The 24,095-nt window shown below is 72.0% G+C and carries 18 protein-coding genes, 1 tRNA gene and 1 pseudogene; 4 read left to right on the top strand and 16 right to left on the bottom strand.

The window, feature by feature from the left end:
* Positions 1–16: 16 nt before the first annotated feature.
* Positions 17–796 carry a hypothetical protein gene (locus tag ACFWZH_RS10830; protein ID WP_384427915.1) on the top strand — a complete coding sequence of 260 codons (780 nt, stop codon included), beginning with the start codon at positions 17–19 and terminating at the stop codon, positions 794–796.
* On the opposite strand, the gene ACFWZH_RS10825 is transcribed toward ACFWZH_RS10830, so the two are convergent.
* From ACFWZH_RS10825 to topA, 5 genes are all read right to left on the bottom strand, one after another.
* A tRNA-Thr gene (locus tag ACFWZH_RS10825) sits at positions 796–869 on the bottom strand. The genes ACFWZH_RS10830 and ACFWZH_RS10825 overlap by 1 nt on opposite strands.
* A gap of 93 nt (positions 870–962) precedes the next feature.
* Positions 963–2,549: an alpha/beta hydrolase gene (locus ACFWZH_RS10820; RefSeq protein ID WP_384427914.1), complete on the bottom strand. Its 1,587-nt coding sequence runs from the start codon at positions 2,547–2,549 to the stop codon at positions 963–965.
* 365 nt (positions 2,550–2,914) lie between these two features.
* The gene (locus ACFWZH_RS10815) at positions 2,915–4,162 is read right to left on the bottom strand and encodes a DNA polymerase III subunit delta' (RefSeq protein ID WP_384427912.1); all 1,248 of its coding nucleotides are present in this window, start codon (positions 4,160–4,162) and stop codon (positions 2,915–2,917) included.
* A gap of 203 nt (positions 4,163–4,365) precedes the next feature.
* The gene (gene tmk, locus ACFWZH_RS10810; RefSeq protein WP_384427910.1) at positions 4,366–7,677 is read right to left on the bottom strand and encodes a dTMP kinase; all 3,312 of its coding nucleotides are present in this window, start codon (positions 7,675–7,677) and stop codon (positions 4,366–4,368) included.
* Between the two features lie 121 nt (positions 7,678–7,798).
* The gene (gene topA, locus ACFWZH_RS10805) at positions 7,799–10,642 is read right to left on the bottom strand and encodes a type I DNA topoisomerase (protein ID WP_384427908.1); all 2,844 of its coding nucleotides are present in this window, start codon (positions 10,640–10,642) and stop codon (positions 7,799–7,801) included.
* Positions 10,643–11,164: 522 nt separating this feature from the next.
* Between topA and ACFWZH_RS10800 the strand changes: the two genes are divergently transcribed.
* Positions 11,165–11,746: a hypothetical protein gene (locus ACFWZH_RS10800; protein WP_384427906.1), complete on the top strand. Its 582-nt coding sequence runs from the start codon at positions 11,165–11,167 to the stop codon at positions 11,744–11,746.
* On the top strand, positions 11,743–12,168 hold the full coding sequence (locus tag ACFWZH_RS10795; RefSeq protein ID WP_384427904.1) for a DUF2752 domain-containing protein: 426 nt from the start codon (positions 11,743–11,745) through the stop codon (positions 12,166–12,168). Before ACFWZH_RS10800 ends, ACFWZH_RS10795 begins: the two co-directional genes overlap by 4 nt.
* A 77-nt stretch (positions 12,169–12,245) precedes the next feature.
* Here ACFWZH_RS10795 and ACFWZH_RS10790 read toward each other — a convergent pair whose 3' ends face one another.
* The 7 genes from ACFWZH_RS10790 to bldG all read right to left on the bottom strand — a co-directional run bounded on the left by ACFWZH_RS10790 (position 12,246) and on the right by bldG (position 19,845).
* Positions 12,246–12,650, bottom strand: coding sequence for a hypothetical protein (locus ACFWZH_RS10790; protein ID WP_384427903.1), 405 nt, complete (start codon positions 12,648–12,650; stop codon positions 12,246–12,248).
* Positions 12,651–12,945: 295 nt separating this feature from the next.
* The gene (locus ACFWZH_RS10785) at positions 12,946–13,143 is read right to left on the bottom strand and encodes a hypothetical protein (RefSeq protein WP_384427901.1); all 198 of its coding nucleotides are present in this window, start codon (positions 13,141–13,143) and stop codon (positions 12,946–12,948) included.
* A gap of 142 nt (positions 13,144–13,285) precedes the next feature.
* Positions 13,286–14,845: a methyltransferase gene (locus ACFWZH_RS10780; RefSeq protein ID WP_384427899.1), complete on the bottom strand. Its 1,560-nt coding sequence runs from the start codon at positions 14,843–14,845 to the stop codon at positions 13,286–13,288.
* A gap of 132 nt (positions 14,846–14,977) precedes the next feature.
* The gene (locus tag ACFWZH_RS10775; RefSeq protein WP_384427898.1) at positions 14,978–15,553 is read right to left on the bottom strand and encodes a small secreted protein; all 576 of its coding nucleotides are present in this window, start codon (positions 15,551–15,553) and stop codon (positions 14,978–14,980) included.
* Between the two features lie 219 nt (positions 15,554–15,772).
* The gene (locus ACFWZH_RS10770) at positions 15,773–18,175 is read right to left on the bottom strand and encodes a sodium-translocating pyrophosphatase (protein WP_384427896.1); all 2,403 of its coding nucleotides are present in this window, start codon (positions 18,173–18,175) and stop codon (positions 15,773–15,775) included.
* Positions 18,176–18,950: 775 nt separating this feature from the next.
* A complete protein-coding gene (locus tag ACFWZH_RS10765) occupies positions 18,951–19,394 on the bottom strand; it encodes an ATP-binding protein (protein ID WP_384427894.1) in 444 nt (147 codons plus the stop codon).
* Between the two features lie 109 nt (positions 19,395–19,503).
* On the bottom strand, positions 19,504–19,845 hold the full coding sequence (bldG, locus tag ACFWZH_RS10760) for an anti-sigma factor antagonist BldG (protein WP_004571875.1): 342 nt from the start codon (positions 19,843–19,845) through the stop codon (positions 19,504–19,506).
* A 162-nt stretch (positions 19,846–20,007) separates the two neighbouring features.
* Here bldG and ACFWZH_RS10755 point away from each other — a divergent pair, with 162 nt between their 5' ends.
* Complete coding sequence (locus ACFWZH_RS10755) at positions 20,008–22,383, top strand: DEAD/DEAH box helicase (RefSeq protein ID WP_384427892.1); 2,376 nt, start codon at positions 20,008–20,010, stop codon at positions 22,381–22,383.
* Between the two features lie 201 nt (positions 22,384–22,584).
* On the opposite strand, the pseudogene ACFWZH_RS10750 reads toward ACFWZH_RS10755, so the two are convergent.
* The 4 genes and pseudogenes from ACFWZH_RS10750 to ACFWZH_RS10735 all read right to left on the bottom strand — a co-directional run.
* Positions 22,585–22,857, bottom strand: a pseudogene (locus tag ACFWZH_RS10750) (Rv3654c family TadE-like protein); the annotation flags it as partial.
* Complete coding sequence (locus tag ACFWZH_RS10745) at positions 22,835–23,230, bottom strand: TadE family type IV pilus minor pilin (protein WP_384427890.1); 396 nt, start codon at positions 23,228–23,230, stop codon at positions 22,835–22,837. The gene ACFWZH_RS10745 and the pseudogene ACFWZH_RS10750, both read right to left, overlap by 23 nt.
* Positions 23,217–23,408 carry a DUF4244 domain-containing protein gene (locus ACFWZH_RS10740; protein WP_384427888.1) on the bottom strand — a complete coding sequence of 64 codons (192 nt, stop codon included), beginning with the start codon at positions 23,406–23,408 and terminating at the stop codon, positions 23,217–23,219. Before ACFWZH_RS10740 ends, ACFWZH_RS10745 begins: the two co-directional genes overlap by 14 nt.
* 127 nt (positions 23,409–23,535) lie before the next feature.
* Positions 23,536–24,048: a type II secretion system F family protein gene (locus ACFWZH_RS10735; protein ID WP_384427886.1), complete on the bottom strand. Its 513-nt coding sequence runs from the start codon at positions 24,046–24,048 to the stop codon at positions 23,536–23,538.
* Positions 24,049–24,095 lie beyond the last annotated feature (47 nt).

The following is a 24,095-nucleotide window of genomic DNA, read 5'->3' as shown; positions in this document are numbered from 1 at the left end:
CCAGGGGGTGCCCCCCATGAAGATCGGCACGTTCCTGGATGCCGTCGGGGCCCCGACATCAACCGCCATCGGCCGCGGGGCGATCACGTGCAACGCCGCTTCCTACGTCGAACTCGGACCGGCGAAGCGTCCCAAGGCCATCGTCCGGGAAGAGCACATTGTCGAGGAGTGGCTGCGGACCGGTGAGAAGCCGTCGCCGGTCATGGTGTGGACACCGGAACAGGCAGGGCAGTTCCTCGACTTCCTCGCCGATACCGGAGAGCGGCTTTACGGCCTGTTCCACCTGATCACGTACACCGACGAGGTACTCGAAGAGCACCGGATCAAGCAGGACGCCGAGCGCCTCGAATGGGGTGAGGCGTGGCCGTCTCTGAGACTCTCGGGCACAGTGACACCCGGATCACTCGGGACATCTATCAGTCGGTCATGCCCAAAGCGGCACGCGAGGCCGCCGAGGCAACCGCCGCCGTCGTTCCGCGCGGCGCGGCACGCAGTCCCAAGCAAGCGCCGGACGAGGCGACTGCCGAGCCTCAAGTCGAGCAGGGCACACAGACCGCCCTCGAACGCCTCGTCGCGCAGATCGTCGAGGCTGCCACGCACGACGGGCGGGCAGTTGAGGACATCGCGCAGCAGGCCCTCGAACGGCTTGCCCGGCAGGCGGCTGAGGCACCTGTCGAGGCCGGCGCGCTCGCATCGCGCTCGCAGGAAGGCGCGAAGATCATCACGTTTCCGTGCCGCCGGGCCCAGAGCAAAGAAAAGCCCAGGTCAGACGATGTCCAACCTGGGCTTTCACTGAGCCGCCTTCGGGATTCGAACCCGAGACCTACGCATTACGAGTGCGTTGCTCTGGCCAACTGAGCTAAGGCGGCGTGGTGCGCGGCCCAGTCTACACATCGCAGAGGGGTGGTCTGTAACCGGTTTACGGGCTGGTCAGGGAAGGGCGGCGGTGAGTGTGAGGTGGGTCACTTGCAGCGCTTGTTCTTGGCCGGGGTGGTGCCGTCGAGGAGGTAGGTGTTGATCGCGGCGTCGATGCAGTCGCTGCCGCGGCCGTAGGCGGTGTGGCCGTCGCCCTCGTAGGTGAGGAGGGTGCCGCTGGAGAGCTGGCCGGCGAGGGCCTTGGCCCAGGTGTAGGGGGTGGCCGGGTCTCGGGTGGTGCCGACGACGACGATCGGGTTGGCGCCCTTGGCCTCGATGCGGTGGGCCTTGCCGGAGGACTTCACCGGCCAGTACGCGCAGTTCAGAGCTGCCCAGGCGAAGTTGTCGCCGAAGACCGGGGAGGCCTTGCGGAAGCTAGGCAGTGCGCCGCGCACCTGGTCGGGGCTGGTGAAGGCGGGTGCGAGGTCGAGGCAGTTGACGGCGGGGTTGGCGTACATCTGATTGGCGTAGCTGCCGTTGGGCTCGCGCTCGTAGTAGCTGTCGGAGAGGCTCAGCAGCCCGCGGCCGTTGCCGGCCTTGGCCTGGGCTAGGTAGTCGCGCAGCATCGGCCAGGCGCGCTGGTCGTACATCGCGGCGATGACGCCCGTGGTGGCGAGGGACTCGGTGAGCTTGCGCTCCTCGCCCGTCTCCGCGGGATGGGCGTCCAGCTTCTTGAAGAGGCCGGTGAGCTGCCGGCCGGCGTCCTCGGTGCTCTTGTCGCCCAGCGGGCAGCCCTGCTTCTTGATGCAGTCCGCGGCGAACGCGGTGAAGGCCGTGTTGAAGCCGGTGGTCTGGTCGATGTTGATCGTGCGGGCGTCGAGGTCCGGGTTCATGGCTCCGTCGAGGACCATACGGCCGGCGCGGGTGGGGAACAGGCCGGCGTAGGTCGCGCCGAGGAAGGTGCCGTAGGAGGCACCCACATACGTCACCTTCTTGTCGCCCAGGACGGCGCGCAGCACGTCCATGTCGCGGGCCGCCTCGATCGTGGAGACATGCGCGAGCACCTTGCCGGAGCGGGACTGGCAGCCCTTGGCGAAGCCGCGGTAGGCGGCGGTGAGCTTGTCGACCTCGGCCGGGGAGTCCGGGGTCGGGTCGGTCTGGGTGTAGCGGTCCATCTCCTTGTTGGACAGGCACTCGACCGGCTCGCTACGGGCCACACCCCGCGGGTCCATCGCCACCATGTCGTACCGCGCGCGGACCGGGGCGGGCTGTGGCGCGTACTGCTGGAGGTAGTCGATCGCCGAACCGCCGGGGCCGCCCGGATTGACCATGAGGGAGCCCAGCCGGCTACCGGGGCCGGTGGCCTTCTTACGGGCCACCGCGAGCTTGAGGTCCGTGGCCGCGCTGGGCTTGGCGTAGTCCAGGGGCGCCCGCATCGTGGCGCACTCGAAGCCCGCGGTTCCGCAGGCGTGCCAGTTCAGTTTCTGGTCGTAGTACGGGCGGAGTTTGGCCGGGATGGCGGTCGGGAGGGGCTGGAGGGAGCTGTCGGCGGGGCGCGGAGCGCCGGCCTCCGTCGTACGGCCCGAGGACGCGTCGGCGTCGGGGGACGAACGCTCCGAGGAGCAGCCGGAGATCAGCAGGGCAGAGGCCGCGAGGAAGGCGGCGGAGGTGCGGAGCAGGCGGCTGGTGGACATGGGCGGTCCCTTGGTCTCGGTCCCCTGGATCTGGAGCCTGGAGTGCGGGGAGCGGGTGTGGGCGGGGGTGTCGCTGTGGGGCGTGGAATGCGGTGCGGTCCTTGGGAGGTGGCGTGCGGGGTGGGTGGAGTGATGGGTGGGTGGGGTGAGGGGGTGCGTGCGTGAGGGATGGGTGGGGTGAGGGGCAGGTGGGTGAAGGGTCGGGGTGGGTGGCGGGGGCCGGAATCTGGACGGAGCGTATTCGAGTGGGGACCTTGTGTGGTCGGCTTCTCGAAGGGGGTGGTGAGGTTGGGGGCGGGGGTTGGGTGTGGGGGTGGGGTTCGGGTTTTTTGTTGGTGGTTCGGGGTGGGTGGATAGGACCGGTGTCAGCCGGCGCGGAGGGCTGCGGTCATCGCCTCGACCGCCAGGAGAGGGGCCACGTTGCGGTCGAGGGCGTCGCGGCAGGCGATCACGGCTTCTATGCGGCGGAGGGTGCGTTCGGGGGTCGAGGTGCCGGCGATGCGCTGGACGCTGTCGCGCACCTCGTCGTTGGCGAGCGGGACCGAGGCGCCCATCTGGAGGGCGAGGACGTCGCGGTAGAAGCCGGTGAGGTCGACCAGGGCCAGGTCGAGGCTGTCGCGCTGGGTGCGGGTCGCGCGGCGCTTCTGCTTGTCCTGGAGCTCCTTCATGACGCCGGCCGTGCCACGGGGCAGCCGGCCGCCGGTCCCGGCGGCGGCGCCGAGCGCCGCGCGCAGCTCCTCGGTCTCCTTCGTGTCGACCTCTTCGGCGACCTGCTTGGCGTCCTCCCCCGCGGCGTCGATCAGCTCCTGGGCGGCCTTGAGGCAGCCGCCGATGTCATCGACGCGAAGGGGGAGCTTGAGCACCGCCGCGCGGCGGGCGCGGGCGCGCTCGTCGGTGGCGAGGCGACGGGCCCGGCCGATGTGGCCCTGGGTGGCGCGGGCGGCCCGGTCGGCGGCCTCCGGGTCGATGCCGTCGCGCCGTACGAGGACGTCGGCGACCGCGCCGACCGGTGGCGTGCGCAGGCTGAGGTGGCGGCAGCGGGAGCGGATGGTGGGGAGCACGTCCTCGATGGAGGGGGCGCACAGGAGCCAGACCGTACGGGGGGCCGGCTCCTCCACGGCCTTGAGCAGGACGTTGCCGGCGCCCTCGGTGAGGCGGTCGGCGTCCTCCAGGACGATCACCTGCCAGCGGCCACCGGCCGGGGAGAGCGAGGACCGGCGGACCAGGTCGCGGGTCTCCTTGACGCCGATGGACAGCAGGTCCGTGCGGACGATCTCGACGTCGGCATGGGTGCCCACCAGCGTCGTGTGGCAGCCGTCGCAGAAGCCGCAGCCCGGCGCGCCACCGAGCGCGCGATCGGGGCTGACGCACTGCAGGGCGGCGGCGAAGGCGCGGGCCGCGGTGGAACGGCCGGAACCGGGCGGGCCCGTGAACAGCCAGGCGTGCGTCATCTGGGAGGCGCCGCCGCGGTCGGTCGCCGGCTGCGACTGCTCGCCGGACCGGTCCTGCGACGCCGCGTGCTCAGCCGTGACGAGGGCGTCCGCATCGCGCGCGGCGGCGGCCAGCTGCGCCGTCACCCGGTCCTGGCCGACCACGTCGTCCCATACCGCCATCGCTGCCTGCCGTTCCTTTGCGTTCCGTGCTGCTCGTGACTCGCTCGACCCATTGTGGTGCAACCCACTGACAAACGAATCCGGAAGCCGTTTCCGGGGGCCGGCCGGCGCCGCCCGCCCGGAGACGGAAATCGGCCGTGACCGCAGCATGTCCGCTGCGGCCACGGCCGGTGTCTCGGGCCCCGCCGTTCGGCCGGATACGCCTAGCGGCGCCGTCCCCGACCGCCCCGGTCCCCGTCGTCGCCCGCGCCGCCGTCCGCGTCGTCACCCGGGTGCGGGCCGAGCAGCTCGTCGGCGAGCGTCGGCAGATCGTCCAGCGGGGTCTCCTCCGCCCATTCGGGTCGGGGGCGGCTGCGCTGCGGGGACTGTGCCGGGCGGCCCGTCGACGGGTCGACCTGCGGGAGTTCACGGGTGCGCTCCACGCCCGACTCGGCAGCGGAGGAGCCCCCGGCCTCCTCGTTCGGGGCTTCCTTGCGGAACATCCACGGCGGCACCCGGTCCGCGGGGCCACCCTCCCGTACGCCATCGGAGTGTGCGTCCGGCCGTACGGGTGGCAGGACGGCGGTCTGCTCGGCGTCGGAGCCGTGGCTCCCCCGCCCGTCCCGCTCCTCGCGCACCGGAGGCAGCACGGTGGTCTGCTCCGCGTCGGAAGCGTGGCTCCCCCGCCCGTCCGGCTCCTCGCGCACCGAAGGCAGCACGGCCGTCTCGTCCGCCGTACCGGACGCCTCGCCGCCGCGGGGCGCCTCGGGCCACGACAGCGACTCCGTGCGCTCCTCGTCCGATCCGGAACCGGCGGAGGCATCCGCCGAGCCGCCCTCGCCGAGCCGCTTGCGCAGATCCGCCACCGGCGTCTCCGCGGTGGGCGCCTCGGCCTCCGCGCGGGCCCTGGCCTCCGCCGCGGCCGCCGCCTCGGCCGCCTCCACCCGCGCCTGCTCGGCGCGCAGCAGTGCCTCCTCGGCCTTGCGCTGCTTCTCCAGGCGGCGCTCCTCGGCCTCCTGGCGCAGCCGTGCCTGCTCCTCGTGCTGCTTGCGCAGCCGCTCCTGCTCGGCCTGGCGGGCCCGCTCCTCGGCCTCGCGGCGCTGCCGCTCCTCCTCCGCCGCCTGGCGGGCCTCCTCGGCGCGCTGCCGGGCCTCGGCCGCCTGCCGGGCGGCCTCCAGCGCCTTGGCCTGCTCGGCCTCCTGGCGCTTGCGCTCCTCTTCCTCGGCGCGCAGCTTGGCGAGCTGCTCTTGGCGCTCACGCTCCAGGCGCGCCTCCTCCGCCTTGCGCGCGGCCTCCTCCTCGGCCCTGCGGCGGGCCTCCTCCTCGGCCGCCTTACGGGCCTCGGCCTGTGCCTTGACCTCGGCCTCGGACAACGGCAGGACCTGGTCGAGACGGTGCCGTACGACGGTGGTGACGGCCTCGGGCTCCTGCCCGGCGTCGACGACCAGATAGCGCGCGGGGTCGGCGGCGGCCAGGGCCAGGAAGCCGGCCCGTACCCGCTGGTGGAAGGCGGCGGGCTCGGACTCCAGCCGGTCCGGTGCCTCGGTGAAGCGCTCGCGGGCGGTCTCGGGGGAGATGTCGAGCAGCACCGTCAGGTGCGGGACCAGGCCGTCCGTCGCCCAGCGGGAGATCCGGGCGATCTCCGTGGGCGCGAGGTTACGCCCGGCGCCCTGGTAGGCGACCGAGGAGTCGATGTACCGGTCGGTGATGACGACCGCGCCGCGCTCCAGGGCCGGCCGGATGACGCTGTCGACGTGCTCGGCCCGGTCGGCGGCGAACATCAGCGCCTCCGCACGGTCCGAGAGCCCGGACGTCGAGACGTCCAGGATGATCGAGCGCAGTCGCTTGCCGATGGCGGTGGCGCCCGGTTCACGGGTCACCACGACCTCGTGGCCCTTGGCGCGGATCCACTCGGCGAGCGCCTCGACCTGGGTGGACTTGCCGGCGCCGTCGCCGCCCTCCAGGGCGATGAAGAAGCCCGCGGCGGCGGGCGTCTGCGCCGGGTCGCCGCCGCGCAGCGCCTCGCGCAGATCGCGCCGCAGCGACACGCCCTCGCGGTCGTCGAGCTTGCTCAGGACCCAGGCGGCCACCGGCAGCAGCAGCGCGCCGACCAGCATCAGCGTGTAGGCCGCGCCCCCGTAGGAGAAGTCGAAGGTGCCGCTGCCGAGGTGGTGCGGGCCGATGACGGCCGCGAGCAGGGGCGCGACGATGGCGGCCAGCGCGATCGCGAGCCGTACGACGGCGTGCAGATGCTCGGTCGTACGGGCGGTGCGGAACTCCTCGGACTCCTGGTCCAGCAGGGTGTGCCCCGTATTGGCGGCGATGCCGGCGGCGACACCGGCCAGCAGCGCGAGCACCACGACCGTCGTCACGTCCGGGACCAGGCCCATGGCCAGCAGCGCCAGGCCCGTGGCGGCAACCGCCAGGGCGAGCAGCCGGCGCCGGGAGAGCGCGGGCAGCACCCGGCGGGCGCCGCGGATGCCGACGGCCGTACCGCCGGTCAGCGCGAGCACCAGGAGCGCGAAGGTGGCCGGTCCGCCCGCCAGGTCGTAGGCGTGGAGCACGGCGAGCGCGACGGCCGCGGCGATCCCGGCGGCCACCGCCGCGCAGGCCAGCACCAGCAGCGGGATCGCTCCCGTACGGCCCTTGTCGGCGCCCGGCCGGGCACCCTCCGCCTTGTCGGCGGTGGTCTTCGGGCGGCGCAGCCCTTCCAGGGGGGACCGCGGGCGCGGTGTCTGCGTACCGGGAAGCTCGATGAAGTAGAGGATCGATACGGAGGCGGCGAACAGCCCGGCGGCCACATAGGAGCCGAGCGCGACCTGGTGGAGCTGGAACCAGTCGATGCCGGTGCCCAGGAGCTTGCTGACGAGCGTGACGACCACCAGGGCGGCGGCCGCGATCGGCAGCGAGACGAACGTGGTGCGCAGCGAGAGCCGGCGCAGGGCGTCCATGTTGTCCGGCAGCGGCCGCACCGCGGCGCCCTCCGGGGGCGGGGTGGGCAGCAGTCCGGGGGCCGCGCTCTCCCGGCAGACGGTCCAGAAGCGTTCGGCGACGCCGGTGACGAAGACCGTGACCAGCAGCCAGGCCAGCGCGTCGGCCGGCGTCCAGTCGATCCACAGCGGGGCGATCACCAGCAGCGCGAGCCGCAGCACATCCGCGCCGATCATCGTCCAGCGCCGGTCCAGCGGCCCGGAGGGCGCCGTGAGCGCCGAGAGCGGCCCCAGCAGGACGGCCCCGAAGAGCAGCATCGCCAGCATCCGGGCCGCGAAGACCGTGGTGACCGCCAGGGCGACGCCCCGATAGCCGCCGCCGAAGACGGCCTCGCCCCCCACCGGTACGTACAGCGCCGCCTGAAGGGAGAGCACTATCAGGACAAGCATGGACAGGGCATCGCCGATGCCCCCGACAAATTGGGCGCTCCACAGTCGCTTCAGAGGGGGGAAGCGCAGCAGGGCTCGCACCGCGCGCTCGCGGGAATCCGCCGCCAGGGCGCCTGAAGTGGGGGTCACGACCGTTGGCTGCTCGGTACGCGTCATCTCGCCAGCCTATAGGGACGGTCCGCGCCGTCGGGCGCCTGCCCGAACAAACGGGCGGGCTCGACGGAACGTGTCCGTCTTGCCCGCCCTTGTCCTGCGCCCGAAGCCGTGCGGCACGGTCTCAGTCGTCGGCCGACGCCGCCGTCTTCTTGGCCGCCGCGGTCTTCGCGGTGGCCTTCTTGGCGGTCGTCTTCTTCGCCGTGGTCGTCTTCTTCGCCGTGGTCGTCTTCTTGGCCGCGGTCTTCTTGGCCGTCGTCTTCTTGGCCGCGGTCTTCTTCGCCGCCGTCTTCTTGGCGGTCTTCTTCGCCGGGCCCTTGGCGCGCTTCTCCGCCAGCAGCTCGTAGCCGCGCTCGGCGGTGATCGTCTCGACGTCGTCGTCCCGCCGCAGCGTCGCGTTGGTCTCGCCGTCGGTGACGTACGCGCCGAAGCGGCCGTCCTTGACCACCACCGGCTTGCCGCTGACCGGGTCCGTGCCCAGCTCCTTCAGCGGCGGCTTGGCGGCGGCCCGCCCGCGCTGCTTGGGCTGGGCGTAGATCGCCAGCGCCTCGTCGAGGGTGATGGTGAAGAGCTGCTCCTCGCTCTCCAGGGAGCGCGAGTCGGTGCCCTTCTTGAGGTACGGGCCGTAGCGGCCGTTCTGCGCGGTGATCTCCACGCCCTCGGCGTCCGCGCCCACGACCCGCGGCAGCGACATCAGCTTGAGCGCGTCCTGAAGGGTCACCGTGTCCAGGGACATCGACTTGAAGAGCGAGGCGGTACGCGGCTTGACCGCGTTCTTCCCGGTCTTCGGGGTGCCCTCGGGCAGGATCTCGGTGACGTACGGGCCGTAGCGGCCGTCCTTGGCGACGATCTCGTGGCCGCTGACCGGGTCGGTGCCCAGCGCGAAGTCGCCGCTGGGCTTGGCGAGCAGCTCCTCGGCGTACTCCACGGTCAGCTCGTCGGGCGCGAGGTCGTCGGGGACGTCGGCCCGCTGGTGGCCCTCGGAGTCCTTCTCGCCGCGCTCGATGTACGGGCCGTAGCGGCCGACCCGCAGCTTGATGTCGTCGCTGACCGGGAACGAGGAGATCTCCCGGGCGTCGATCGCGCCCAGGTCCTCGACCAGCTCCTTGAGCCCGCCGAGGTGGTCGCCGTCGCCGTTGCCGGCGTCCGAGGCGGCCCCTTCGGCCTCGCCCTCGCCGAAGTAGAAGCGCCGCAGCCACGGCACGGCCTGCGCCTCACCACGGGCGATGCGGTCGAGGTCGTCCTCCATCTTGGCGGTGAAGTCGTAGTCGACCAGACGGCCGAAGTGCTTCTCCAGGAGGTTGACCACCGCGAAGGAGAGGAACGACGGGACGAGCGCGGTGCCCTTCTTGAAGACGTAGCCGCGGTCCAGGATCGTGCCGATGATCGACGCATACGTCGACGGGCGGCCGATCTCGCGCTCTTCCAGCTCCTTGACCAAGGTGGCCTCGGTGTAGCGGGCCGGCGGCTTGGTGGCGTGCCCGTCGGCGGTGATCTCCCGCGCGGCCAGCGCGTCGCCCTCGGCGACCTGCGGCAGCCGGCGCTCGCGGTCGTCCAGCTCGGCGTTGGGGTCGTCGGCGCCCTCCACGTAGGCCTTGAGGAAGCCGTGGAAGGTGATGGTCTTGCCGGACGCGGTGAACTCGGCGTCGCGGCCGTCGGCGGCCCGGCCACCGATCTTGACCGTGACGGAGTTACCGGTGGCGTCCTTCATCTGCGAGGCGACGGTCCGCTTCCAGATCAGCTCGTAGAGCCGGAACTGGTCGCCGGTCAGCCCGGTCTCGGCCGGCGTGCGGAAGCGGTCGCCGGAGGGGCGGATCGCCTCGTGCGCCTCCTGGGCGTTCTTGACCTTGCCGGCGTACGTGCGCGGCTTGTCCGGCAGGTAGTTCGCGCCGTACAGGTGCGTCACCTGCGCCCGGGCCGCGGCGACCGCGGTGTCCGAGAGCGTGGTGGAGTCCGTACGCATATAGGTGATGAAGCCGTTCTCGTACAGCTTCTGCGCCACCTGCATGGTCGCCTTGGCGCCGAAGCCGAGCTTGCGGCTGGCCTCCTGCTGGAGGGTCGTCGTACGGAACGGGGCGTACGGCGAGCGGCGGTAGGGCTTGGACTCCACCGAGCGCACCGCGAAGTCGGCGTTCTCCAGGGCGGCGGCGAGCGCGCGGGCGTTCGCCTCGTCCAGATGGAGTACGTCGTTCTTGAGCTGCCCGTTGGGGCCGAAGTCGCGGCCCTGTGCGACCCGGCGGCCGTCGACGGTGTTCAACCGCGCGGTCAGGGTCGACGGGTCGCTCGCGTCACCGGCCCGGCCGGTGGAGAAGGTGCCGGTCAGGTCCCAGTACTCCGCGGAGCGGAAGGCGATGCGCTCGCGCTCCCGCTCGACGACCAGCCGGGTCGCGACGGACTGCACACGGCCGGCCGACAGCCGGGGCATGACCTTCTTCCACAGGACCGGCGAGACCTCGTAGCCGTAGAGGCGGTCGAGGATCCGCCGGGTCTCCTGGGCGTCGACCAGCTTCTGGTTGAGGTCGCGCGGGTTGGCGACGGCCTCACGGATCGCGTCCTTGGTGATCTCGTGGAAGACCATCCGGTGGACCGGGACCTTGGGCTTGAGGATCTCCTGCAGATGCCAGGCGATGGCCTCGCCCTCGCGGTCCTCATCTGTGGCGAGGTAGAGCTCGTCGGACTCGGCCAGCAGCTCCTTGAGCTTCTTGACCTGGTCCTTCTTGTCGCTGTTGACGACGTAGATCGGCTGGAAGTCGGCATCGACGTTCACGCCGAGGCGGGCCCAGGGCTCGCCCTTGTACTTCGCCGGGACCTCCGCCGCACCGTTGGGCAGGTCGCGGATGTGCCCCACGCTGGCCTCGACCACATAGCCAGGGCCGAGGTAGCCCTTGATCGTCTTCGCCTTGGCAGGCGACTCGACGATGACAAGTCGGCGGCCGCCGCCCTCTGTGGCTTCGCTGGTCGGGGACAACTTCGCTCTTCTCTCCGGTCGACGCTGGGATTGCTCCCCGGCCTGGACGCCGGGGCGCACTGCGGTGACGCTTGACGCTGCGGAGTGTGACGGTACCTCCCGCCCCCGTGTCAAACGGAAAAACCCCGCAACGCCACTCGAACGGTAACCCGACTACATGGCTTCATGCCGCCCGGACCGCATCAGCCGCTCTTTACGGGCCCCGGAGCGGGTCGGATGGATCATGACGGGTCCACGGCGGTTCCCGGCCCCCTCCCCGGTCGACCTCCGCACCCGCTACCGGCGGGCCGCCGACGATCTCGCAGAGTGACGGGCCGCGTGCGGGGCGCGGGTGCGCCCGGCGTCCCCGCCGCCGCGCCGACGGGCACCGGCGACGGTCACAAGGCGGCGCCGGATCCCGTCATCGCCCGATACGGCATATGAGCGGGCTGGCAGGATGGGCGCAGGACGAACACACGGCACGGCTCACCGCTCGAGCCGATCACCGCCGTGGTCACACAGACACTCGGGGGGACATCACCCATGGCGAACCAGTACCCCGGACCGCCACCGGAGCAGCCCGGCCAGCCCGGCCAGAATCCGTACGCCACACCTGCCGGCGGCCAGCCCGCCGACTCCGGCTACGGATACCCGCAGGGCGGCCGCCCCGGGGAGCCCGGATACGGCTATCCGCAGGCCGGCTCGCCGCCGCCCCCGCCCGCTTTCGCGCCGAGCGCTCCGCCGCCGGCGCCCGGCGCGTTCCAGGCCGCGCCCCAGGCCGGCGGGATGGCGCTGTCGCTCGGGGACATCGCGGTGAGCGGCGACACGATCATGACGCCGGCCGGGCCGATGCCTCTCAAGGGCGCCATCTGGACGGCGACGGACATGTCGCGGACCGAGGAGAAGATCCCGGCGCACGCGGTCGTCCTCGCCATCGTCTTCTTCCTCTTCTGCCTGCTCGGCCTGCTGTTCCTGCTGATGAAGGAGCGGGTGACGACCGGGTTCGTGCAGGTCACGGTGAACAGCGGGGGCCGGCACCACTCCACGATGGTCCCGGTGCAGTCGCGCGAGCAGGTGATGTTCGTGCTCAACCAGGTCAACTACGCCAGGTCGCTGAGCGTGTGACCCCCCTGGAACCCGCTCGGCCGCCCACCGGGGCGTCGATCCGCAGCCGCACCCTGCGCCGGGCGTCGATCGCGCTGGGCGTGGGCGGGGCGGCCGCCGTCTACCTCTGGCACACCAATCCGCACCAGCCCGGGCAGGCGCTGCTGCCCTGCCCGTTCAAGTGGTGCACCGGGTTGCTGTGTCCGGGGTGCGGCGGCACGCGGATGGCGTACGACCTGCTGCACGGTGATGTCGTCGCGGCCTTCCACGACAACGCCGTGCTCCTGACGTTGGGCGTGCCGGCCGTGGCGTTCGTCGCCGTGCGCTGGCTGGTCGCGGGGCTCCGCGGGCGGGCCCACCGAATGCGGCTGACGGCCCGGACCAACGCCGTGGTGCTCGGCATCGGCGCGGTGTGGATGGTCGCCCGCAACCTGGTGGGGTAGGGCGTCCGGTGGCCTGGGGGCGCGCCACGCGGAGCGCGCCCCGGCCGTCCGCCGGACGTGAGGGGACGGTCTCGACGTCAGCGGACGGTGACCGCGACCACCGGCGAGACGGTGCTGCCCGCGGCTATGCGGAGCTGGTTGGCGCCCTTGATGCCGAGCTTGACCCGTACCGAGTACGCACCGCTCTTGTTGACCGGGGCCTTGGCGGGCAGCGACACCCACTTCTTGCCCTGCTTCTGCTGGACGGTGACGTTGCTGCCGGCCTTGATGCCCTTGGCGACGCCGGAGATCCGGAACTCCTGCCAGGCCTTGACCGAGTTCACGCTGGCCTTGGCGGTCAGCGAGGCGGCGGCCGGAGCGGCGGCCACGACCGGCTTGGCGGTGTGGAGGTCCTGCGGCGCGGCGAAGGCGGCGGCCGAGCCGCCGGCCAGCAGGGAGACTGCGATGGCGCCGACGGTGGCGTAGCGAAGTGCGCGGTTCATGGGAGTTCCTCACTGACGGTGTAGGGGCCGTGGGTGACCTTCACCGAGGAACATGGCCAGGGGCCTGCCGGCGTTCCACGTAACGGCACATATCGGCCATCTGTCGGCCGGCTGTTACAGAACTGACCGGAAGCACACGGAGCGACCTATCGGGGTGGTTCGTCGCGGTGGCTCACTCGTGGTGGCTCATCGCGGTGGCGCATCGGAGCGGCTGATCGGCGCGACGGCACGACGGGCGGCGTGGGACGACGCGGCTCTTGGCAGGCCTACGGCTCATGGCAGGCCGCGAGGACGGCTACAGCGTGGCCAGCAGCCAGCCCCCCGTGGCCAGGAACACCACTCCTGCCAGCAGCGCCGCCAGGGCGGCGACCGGCCGGCTGACGCCCTCGGCGACCGGCTGGCCGGTCCGTGCGCAGACGCCCGTCCACACCAGCAGTCCGGCGCCGAACAGTGCGAAGGCCGCACCGGCGAACACCTCGGGTCCACTCTCCATGCGGGCAGGTTGACACCCCAGGACGGCATCCGGGCGAACGCCGGATGAACGGCTTCCGCCTGTCCCGTACGGACCCGCTCCCCCGGTCCCCTGCCTCGGCCCCTCCCCTGGCCTCCGGCCCTCCGCTCCTCTCCTGCGGCCGTCAGTCGGCCTCGGTCACCGGCTCCAGGAACCCCTGCTCGACCAGCATCCGGATGGAGGCCGGTGTGCGGTCCCGCAGCAGGACCGGGTCCTCGCCGACGAGTTGGGCGATGGCGTCGAGGATCCGCCCGGCGGGCAGCGAGCCGTCGCACACCCCGGCGAAGCCCGCCCCTACGGTGTCCACCTTCGTCGCCCTTCGCATTCCGCGGTTCTGACGGAGCACCACATGCTCGGGGTCCTCCGCACCGGGCAGCCCGACCTGCTCCTGGACCACCTCGTCGGCCAGCCGGAAGTGACCGGCCAGCAGCGCCGCGTCGTCGGTGGACCGCAGGTAGTCCTGGCGGTCGAAGTGCCCCACGACCGACTCCCCCAGCGGCTGTTCGACCGGATGCGGCCACTCCTCGACCGTGATGGACGGGGTGTCGGACCCGGACTTGCGCAGCGTGATCCAGCCGAAGCCGATGGCCTTGGTCTTGCGCGCCTCGAACTCGTCGAGCCAGGCGTCGTACCGCGCGGCGTACGCCCCGGCATCGGCACGGTGGTCACCGGCATCGCGCAGCCACAGCTCGGTGTACTGGGTGATGTCCTGCACCTCGCGCTGCACGATCCAGGCGTCGCAGCCGCGCGGCACCCAGGAGCGCAGCCGGTCGTGCCACTCCTCGCCCGCCACATGCTGCCAGTTGGCCAGCAGCTGGCAGTATCCGCCGTCGTTGAGGTGCGCGGCGGACTGCTGGACCAGCGTCCGGCACAGGTCGTCGCCGCCCATGCCGCCGTCCCGGTAGGTCAGCCGCGCCCCGTCGGACGCCGGGGGCGAGATCACGAACGGCGGGTTGGACACGATCAGGTCGTACGTCTCGTCGCCGACCGGCTCGAACAGCGAGCCCTCGCGCAGGTCCGCCGCGCCCGCCCCGGAGAGCGCCAGCGTCAGCGCGGCGATCCGCAGCGCCCTGGGGTTGAGGTCGGTGCCCGTGACCCGGGTGGCGTGCTGGGCGGCGTGCAGCGCCTGGATGCCGGAGCCGGTACCGAGATCGAGCGCCTTGGCGACCGGCCGGCGGACCGTGATCCCGGCCAGGGTCGTGGAGGCGCCGCCGACACCGAGCACCAGCTGTGCGCGCTCGGCCTCCCCGGCGCCCCGGATGCCGCCGGCGCCGCCGACCGCGCAGCCCAGGTCGGAGACGATCCACCAGTCCTGCCCCTCGGGGCCGCCGTACGGGCGTACGTCCACCTGGGCGCGCAGCTCGTCGCCGTCCTGCACCAGCCAGCCGTCGGCGAGGCAGTCCTCGACCGGCAGCGCCGCCCGCGCCTGCCGCAGCGCCACCGGACGCTGGAGCAGGAAGAGCCGCACCAGCGTCTCCAGCGGACTGTCGCCGCGGGTCGCCCGCAGCGCGGGAACGGTCTCGCTGCGGGCCAGCGCGGCGTAGGCCGGGGCGCCGAGCAGGTCCAGCAACCCGTCGGCGGTGAAGGCGGCGGCCAGCAGCGCCTCGCGCAGCCGGGCGGTGCGGGCGCTGCTCTCGGGGTCCTGGGCATCTGCGGTGGGGAGGTGCGTACTCACGTCCCCCATTGTCGGCCCTGTCACTGACAATCGGCGACGGCCCGGCGCCACGCCCGCCTCGGGCGCGTCGCCGGGCCGTACGGATCCGTTGCCGGTCCCTGTACGCGGGACCGGTTCCAGGCGTCGTACGCCGGCCGGCTCCTACGACTTCTTGGGCGCCGGGGAACCGGACGCGCCCTGGCTCTGACAGCCCTTCTGCTTGGCCATCGCCGTGCCGACCTCGCCGGACTCCAGCTTCTTGAAGGCCTGCTCGCTCTGCTTGTTGAGCTTGTTGATGCCGCTGGACAGGTCGCGCAGACCGTCCGCGAACTTGAGCTTGTCCGCGGTGTTCAGGCCCTCGACCTGCTTCTTGAGGTCCGCGTATCCCTTGGAGAGCGAGTTGAGCTCCTTGACCGCGTCCTTCTGCGCCTGCTCGCCGTTCTCGCTCGGTGGGGGCCCGGCCTTGTCCAGGTTCTTGGCCAGCGCGGCGTAGGCGTCGGAAATCTGCTGGAAGGCCGCCGAGTCGGTCTGCTGGACCTTCTTGGAGTCCGTGCTGCCGTTGTCGGCCGTCTGCATGGCGGCGTTGGCGTCCTGGATCTTCTTGAACTGAGCCTGCGCGGGGTCGCAGAACGTCTTCGCCCAGTCGTTGAGCTTCTTGCTGCTGTCCTCGCTGCAGCCGGTCAGCGCGAGCACCAGTGCCGCACCGCCGGACAGTGCAGCCACAAGCTTCTTGTTCACCGGATTGGTCCCTTCCATGGCTCTCGGCCCCGGAACATACACGTCCAAAGGGCCTGGCCGACCGGTCGGGCAGCAGGTCCGCCCGTCATTGCAGCCATTTGCACCAAGGTCCGCAGGGCCACCCGGGCATGCGGAAGGCGGGTGGCCGGCGCATGTGAAAAACGCCGTCCACCCGCCCAGTTGAGCGGTCCGCGAGCCCTTTCGGAGGTGCTCGACCCGTTAGGACGCCACGGCCGTCTTGGCCGATTTGGCGATGCTCTCCGGGTCTTCGGAGTTGCCTTCGTCACCTACGGCGATTCCGCGCCGCTTGGAGACGTAGACCGCGCCGACGATGACGGCGATCGCCAGCACCGCGACCACGAGCCGTACGCCCAGGCTCTTGTCCTCGCCGTACGAGAACTTCACCACAGCGGGCGCGATCAGCAGCGCCACGAGGTTCATGACCTTCAGCAGCGGGTTGATCGCCGGGCCCGCGGTGTCCTTGAACGGGTCGCCGACGGTGTCGCCGATGACCGTCGCCTCGTGCGCCTCGCTGCCCTTGCCGCCGTGGTGGCCGTCCTCGACCAGCTTCTTGGCGTTGTCCCACGCGCCACCGGAGTTGGCGAGGAAGACCGCCATCAGCGTGCCGGTGCCGATCGCGCCCGCCAGGAACGAGCCGAGCGCGCCGACGCCGAGCGAGAAGCCGACCGCGATGGGGGTGAGCACCGCCAGCAGCCCGGGGGTGGCCAGTTCGCGCAGCGCGTCCTTGGTGCAGATGTCGACGACCCGGCCGTACTCGGGCTTCTCGGTGTAATCCATGATCCCGGGCTTCTCCCGGAACTGCCGGCGCACCTCGAAGACCACCGCGCCCGCCGACCGCGACACCGCGTTGATCGCCAGCCCGGAGAACAGGAAGACGACCGAGGCGCCGAGGACCAGCCCGACCAGGTTGTTGGGCTGCGAGATGTCCAGGCTGAGCCCCATCCCGCTGGCGGCGCTGCCGACTTCGCGTACGGCCGTGGCGATCGCGTCCCGGTACGAGCCGAAGAGCGCGGCGGCGGCCAGTACGGCCGTCGCGATGGCGATGCCCTTGGTGATGGCCTTGGTGGTGTTGCCGACCGCGTCCAGGTCGGTCAGCACCTGCGCGCCGTCACCGGTGACATCGCCGGACATCTCCGCGATGCCCTGCGCGTTGTCGGAGACCGGTCCGAAGGTGTCCATCGCCACGATCACACCGACCGTGGTCAACAGGCCGGTGCCGGCCAGCGCCACCGCGAACAGCGCCAGCATGATCGAGGCGCCGCCCAACAGGAACGCCCCGTACACCGCGAGGCCGATCAGCACCGCCGAGTAGACGGCCGACTCCAGTCCGATCGAGATGCCGGAGAGGATGACGGTGGCCGGGCCGGTCAGCGAGGTCTTGCCGATGTCCCTGACGGGCCGCCGGTTGGTCTCGGTGAAGTAGCCGGTCAACTGCTGGATCAGCGCGGCGAGCACGATGCCGATGGCGACCGCCACCAGCGCCAGCATCCGGGGGTCGCCGCTGCGGCCGAGGATGTCCGCGTCGGTGACGCCCTTCAGGTCCCGGTAGGTGGACGGCAGGTAGGTGAACACCGCGGCGGCCACCAGGAGCAGCGAGATGGCCGCGGAGATGAAGAAGCCGCGGTTGATCGCCGTCATGCCGCTGCGGTCGCTGCGCCGGGGCGCGACGACGAAGATGCCGATCATCGCGGTGACCACGCCGATGGCCGGGACCAGCAGCGGGAAGGCGAGCCCGGCGTTGCCGAAGGCCGCCATGCCCAGGATGAGGGCGGCGACCAGGGTCACCGCGTACGACTCGAAGAGGTCGGCCGCCATACCGGCGCAGTCCCCGACGTTGTCGCCCACGTTGTCCGCGATGGTCGCGGCGTTGCGCGGGTCGTCCTCGGGGATGCCCTGCTCGACCTTGCCGACGAGGTCGGCACCGACGTCCGCGGCCTTGGTGAAGATGCCGCCGCCGACCCTCATGAACATGGCGATCAGCGCGGCGCCGAGGCCGAAGCCCTCCAGCACCTTGGGCGCGTCGACCGCGTACACGAGCACCACACAGGACGCGCCGAGCAGGCCCAGCCCCACGGTGAACATGCCGACGACGCCACCGGTGCGGAATGCGATCTTCATGGCCTTGTGCGAGACCGCCGTAAGATCCTTTTCCCGTTTATCGCCCTCGGCCGGAGTGGCCTCCCGGGCGGCCGCCGCCACCCGCACATTGGCGCGGACCGCGAGCCACATGCCGATATAGCCGGTGGCCGCCGAGAATCCGGCGCCGATCAAGAAGAAGGCGCTGCGTCCGGCGCGCTGCGTCCAGTTGTCCGCGGGCAGCAGCATGAGCAGGAAGAACACCACGACGGCGAATACGCCGAGGGTCCGCAACTGCCGTGCCAGGTAGGCATTCGCGCCTTCCTGCACGGCCGCCGCGATCTTCTTCATACTGTCGGTTCCCTGGCCGGCCGCGAGTACTTGGCGAACCAGCACCGCCGCGACAGCCAGCGCCGCCAGGGCGACCACGGCGATCACCAGCACGATGCCGCGATTGCCTGCCGTCAGCGAGGGCCCGGCCAGAAAGGGGGTGTCAAGCAACTGAGGGGTGTAAGGCCCCGCCATTCGTCCTCCTTGACGTTTGGCACATGGGCGCGCGGAAGCACGCTCAGGCGTCCTGAGCAAGATGTGGACGGATTGTAGGGAGCCGCCGTTGATCAAAACAGGGCGCGTCAAAGGGAATTCGCCGGTAGCGGCGAAGATCAAAAGGCTGGCGGCACACGGAATTCGCCCGGACGAAGGAAAGGCTCGAATTGGCTGACCGCGGCCCGATGATCTCGATGTCGCACTGATCGCCAATTGCCCGCCGATTGATCGCCGCTGCTCAAAGGGGGCGGTCCCGGCACCCGGGCCGGTTGTGGCGTGCGTGACGGTGGGGAGAATTGAGCCGCTCGGCCGCGGCCGATCGGGTGACCCGGGGCGCGCGGGCCACCACCCGACGCGCACCGACGGACGGTGATAGGCCGTCAGATCGAGTCCGGATCGCAACGCACGGGTGGGCGGTGGTCTGCCCCGGGGGAGGCGGGTAGCGCTCCGGCGGGGTGCTACGCGGGGGTGCGCCGGCGGGGTGGGGCCCTCACGCGGTCGTCAGCGGTGGCCGGGCGGACCCGCCGGGGGCCAGGGCCGCCGGATCCGGGGCCGGGGCCGTCATGGCGGCGTGGACGGGCGTACTGGCGCGTCCGCGGTGATGCGAGGGGGCCGTCTTCGATGCACGGGTCCACAGGCGTGCACGTGTGCGGCCGGTACGCGCGCATACGGCTCACGAGCGCATACGGCTCGCGCGCTCGGAGCCGGGGCCGGAGGCCGGAGCCCCTCTCGCTCCCAGGCCGGCGCTCCCGCGTTAAGGCAGGACGGCAGCCGTCGTCGTGGGCCAGCTCATGCGGATCATCCCGCCGTCCTCGCCGGAGGTCACCTCGACGTCATCGACCAGCCCGCTGATCACGGCGAGGCCCATCTCGTCCTCGCCCTCGGCGTCGCTCTCCGGGACGCTCTCGGCCTCGCCGGAGCCCCGCGCACCGGCCACCCCGGAGCCGCCGGACACCCCGTCGCCCACCTCGATCGAGAACTTCTTCTCGTCCTCGATCAGCAGCACCCGCACCGGGGCCGAGATGTCATGGCTCTCATGCAGCCCCACGGCCCGGCTGCAGGCCTCGCCGACGGCGAGCCGCACCTCGTCCAGCACGGCCTCGTCCACCCCTGCGCGCCGGGCCACGGCAGCTGCGACCAGTCGCGCGGTACGGACATGCTCGGGAAGGGCGCTGAAGCGAAGTTCGACGGTGGCCATGCCATCCCCCTCGATATGCGGGCGTGCGGCGCAGGGGGCCGGACACCGGTCCGGTACCCCCCACTACTTCCTCCCCCGCGCCGGCTGGCGCGGGGGCACCGGCAAGCCGTCAGTCAGTGGCTGCGACGGCTTCGTCCACCGAGGTGTGAATCGGGAACACCTTGGTCAGGCCGGTAATACGGAAGATCTTGAGAATGCGCTCCTGGTTGCAGACCAGGCGCAGCGAGCCCTCATGGGCACGCACCCGCTTGAGCCCGCCGACCAGCACGCCGAGCCCAGTGGAGTCCAGGAAGTCGACACGTTCCATGTCCACCACGAGGTGGTAGCTTCCGTCGTTCACAAGCTCGACCAGCTGCTCCCGCAGCTTGGGCGCGGTGTATACATCAATCTCGCCACCGACCTCGACGACCGTACGGTCGCCAACGGTCCGGGTCGACAGGGACAGGTCCACGGATCCTCCAGCACCTTGCTATCGAGCGGTCGCCCCCCTGGGGCCTCCCCACCGAAGGTAGGGGCGGATCTGGCAGCCGCGATGGCATTCAATCACTTACCAGTAGGCGTGCACGACGCCCTTTGAGCATTGTCCGTCACTCCGGTGACACACTCGGTGCCGATGGCCTCCAATCGACTCCCGCCGGATGCGGGCGCGCGTCCTTCCCCAGGCATGATTCTCGAACGTCTCGCCCGGGGCGCGACCCGCGCTGCGCGCATCACTCATACGGAGCACTTGCCCCCGCGCATCGGCAGCCATGCCGACTGGCCGGAACAGATCCGACCGGAAGTGATCGACGCCATCCGTTCGGCCGGAATCGATCGACCCTGGGCCCACCAGGCACGGACATCCGAACACGCACTGCGCGGCGAGTCGGTCGTCGTCGCCACCGGCACCGCCTCGGGCAAGTCCCTGGCATATCTCGCACCGGTCCTCTCCGCGCTCCTGGACGGCTCCGAGGCCCCGAACGGGCGGGGAGCCACCGCCCTGTATCTGGCCCCCACCAAGGCGCTGGCGGCCGACCAGCGGCGCGCCGTACGCGAGCTGGCCGCCCCGCTGGGCAACGCCGTCCGGCCCGCGGTCTACGACGGTGACACCCCCGTCGAGGAACGCGAATGGGTCCGCCAGTACGCCAACTACGTCCTGACCAACCCCGACATGCTGCACCGCGGCATCCTGCCGGCCCACCCCCGCTGGTCCTCCTTCCTGCGGGCGCTGCGCTATGTCGTCATCGATGAATGCCACAGCTACCGGGGGGTCTTCGGCTCCCATGTCGCGCAGGTCGTCCGCCGGCTGCGCCGCGTCTGCGCCCGCTACGGCTCCGAGCCGGTCTTCCTGCTCGCCTCCGCCACGGCCGCCGAACCGGCTCAGGCCGCGACCCGGCTCACCGGTCTGCCCGTGGTGGAGATCACTGAGGACACCTCGCCGCGCGGCGAGTTGGTCTTCGCGCTGTGGGAGCCGCCGCTGACCGAGCTGCACGGCGAACAGGGCGCCCCGGTCCGCCGTACCGCCACCGCCGAGACCGCGGACCTGCTCACCGACCTCGCCGTCCAGGGCGTCCGCACCGTCGCCTTCGTACGCTCCCGTCGCGGCGCCGAGCTGATCGCTCTGATCGCCCAGGAACGGCTCGCGGAGGTCGACCGCTCGCTGCCCGCGCGTGTCGCCGCCTATCGGGGCGGCTATCTGCCCGAGGAGCGCCGCGCACTGGAACGCGCCCTGCACAGCGGGGATCTCCTCGGCCTGGCCGCCACCACCGCGCTCGAACTGGGCGTGGACGTCTCCGGCCTCGACGCCGTGGTCATCGCCGGCTATCCGGGCACCCGCGCCTCCTTGTGGCAGCAGGCGGGGCGCGCCGGGCGCTCCGGGCAGGGCGCGCTGGCCGTACTCGTGGCCCGCGACGATCCGCTGGACACATATCTCGTCCACCACCCCGAAGCCCTCTTCGACCAGCCCGTCGAGTCGACCGTGCTCGATCCCGACAACCCCTACGTGCTCGCCCCGCACCTGTGCGCGGCCGCGTCCGAACGCCCCCTCACCGAAGCCGACTTCCCGCTCTTCGGGCCCGCGACCGCCGGGCTGATGCCGCAGCTGGAGGCCGCGGGCCTGCTGCGCCGGCGCGCCACGGCCTGGCACTGGACGCGTCGCGAGCGGGCCGCCGACCTCACCGACATCCGCGGCCAGGGCGGCTCGCCGGTCCAGGTCGTGGAGGCCGGCACCGGGCGGCTGCTGGGCACCGTCGACGCCGCCGCCGCGCACACCACCGTCCACGACGGCGCGGTCCACCTCCACCAGGGCCGCACCTATGTCGTCCAGCACCTCGACCTGGACGACGACGTCGCCCTCGTCGAAGAGGCCAGTCCGCCCTACTCGACGACCGCCCGCGACACCACCGCCATCTCCATCCTGGAGACCGACACCGAGATCCCCTGGGGGGACGCCCGGCTCTGCTTCGGCTCCGTCGAGGTCACCAACCAGGTCGTCTCCTTCCTGCGCCGCAAACTCATCACCGGTGAGGTCCTGGGCGAGACCAAGCTCGATCTGCCGCCCCGTACGCTGCGCACCCGCGCGGTGTGGTGGACCGTCACCGAGGACCAACTCGACGCCGCCCGCGTCAATCCCGAGCAGCTGGGCGGCGCGCTGCACGCCGCGGAGCACGCCTCCATCGGCCTGCTGCCGCTCTTCGCCACCTGCGACCGCTGGGACATCGGCGGCGTCTCGGTGCCCCTGCACCCGGACACCCTGCTGCCGACCGTCTTCGTCTACGACGGCCACCCGGGCGGCGCCGGCTTCGCCGAACGCGCCTTCCACACGGCCGCCGACTGGCTCACCGCCACCCGCACCGCCATCGCGTCCTGCGAGTGCGAGGCCGGCTGCCCCTCGTGCATCCAGTCCCCCAAGTGCGGCAACGGCAACGACCCGCTCCACAAGCGGGGAGCGATCCGCCTGCTGGCAGAGCTGCTGCGGGGAGCGCCGCAGGGGCCCCGGCCTGGGGCGTAGCGGTCTCACGGCGGCGTCCGTGGCGGGCCGGTGGTGGCCCCTGCCGGATGGCCGCGCCCTGTCCGGCCCGGTCCGGGCTGCCGCCGGATCTCCACGCCTCCGCCGCCCCGCCGCCCCCACGGGCGCCGGCCCAGCCCCCACCGGACCGGCGCGCGCCCGCACCCGCGAAGTGAACGGAGGGCCGCCCGCCTCGACCGACACATCCGCGATCGTCTCCACCACCGAGCACCGCACCAGGCGAGTGCGCTGGGCGTCCGCCACCCGGCCCGCCGCCGCACACGCCCTGGCCGGCCCCTGGAGGGCGCGATCCGCCGCGGCCAGCGCCGCCAGGTCCGCGGCTCCCCCCGCGCGATGTCGTGCCGTGACGGCCTGCCCCACGGCGAGCAGGGCCAGGAAGACGGCGCACAGCGCAGCGGCCGCGAAGACCGTCCAGACCGTCGCCGAGCCCTCATCACCGCACCGTTTCCTCCGCAAGAGCCACCGCCTCCCCAGTGACCCGGACCGTCAGCCGCCCGGCACCGGGCAGCCCGGCCTCGACCCGTACGCGCACCAGGTCGCCCTCCCTCGCCAGCGCGACCCGTGCACCCCGCGGTGCGGCGCCCCGCGCCGCCGCGACCACCGCCGCCCGGGGTTCCGACCGCGCCGCGGCCCGCGCCCCGGCCCGGGCCGCGTCCACACACTCGATACGGGCGCAGACCGCCGTCAGCCCCCAGATCAGCGCCGCCACGATCGTCACCAGAACCGGCATGACCACGGCCGTCTCCGCCGTCACGAATCCGGCGTCGCGCGAGGCCCTCGGGGCGCCGCGGGCCCCAGGGCCCGTGCCCCTGCCGTCAGAACTGGGCATGGAGCGACCGCTCGAACAGCGACCGCAGTGCCGCCTGGACGGTGTCACTCGTCGCGATCTTGTAGAACGCCGTCGCCAGGGCCGCCGCCGCGAGCGTTCCCACGGCGTACTCCGCCGTGACCATCCCCCGGTCGTCGGCCGCGACCGAGCGCAGCCTCGTCCACCACCGTCGAAACATTCCATCCCCCGCTCCCCGGCCCTTGGCCGGTTGCCGAACTTGCTTCATCCAGAGACCAGTCAGGTATCGAGATCGGTCAGGTACCGAGATCGGTCGGGTATCGAGACCAGCCGGACGGGTCTCGACATCAGTCGCCTCCCAAGAGGCCGGCTGCCAGGCCGATCAGTACCGGCGCCACCCCGAGCACCAGGAACGCCGGCAGAAAGCACGCCGCCAGCGGAAGGGTGACGAGCACCCCGGCCCGCCGCGCCCGCGCGGTGGCCGCCCTGGCCTGCTCCGCACGGAGCTCGGTGGCGATCCGCGACACCGACTCGACGGCCGGCACCCCCGATATCCCGGCGCGCTCCATACAGCGCGCCAGCCCTTCGGCTCCGGGAAGGGCGGCCAGCCGCGGCCAGACGACGGCCGGTTCGCCGCCCAGGCGCAGTTCCGCCGCCACCTGACGCAGCCGCTCGGCTACCGGCCCGTGGAACGAACGGCCCACCGCCTCGGCCGACTCCCGCGGACCGGCCCCCGCCGCGAGGCAGGCCGCCAGCAGATCGCCGGCCGGCGCCAGCTCCGCATGTACCGCCGCGGCCGCCAACCTCGCCTCCTCCGTGCCCCGTTGGCGTACCAGCCAGCGATATGCTCCGATGCCCACGGCGAGTCCTGCCACGGCACCAGGGACTCCGCCGACGACGAGGGCCA

Source organism: Streptomyces sp. NPDC059008, from assembly GCF_042749045.1.
Taxonomy (GTDB): domain Bacteria; phylum Actinomycetota; class Actinomycetes; order Streptomycetales; family Streptomycetaceae; genus Streptomyces.
Note: the sequence above shows the minus strand (reverse complement) of the source record. Positions and strands in the feature narration are given on the sequence as shown.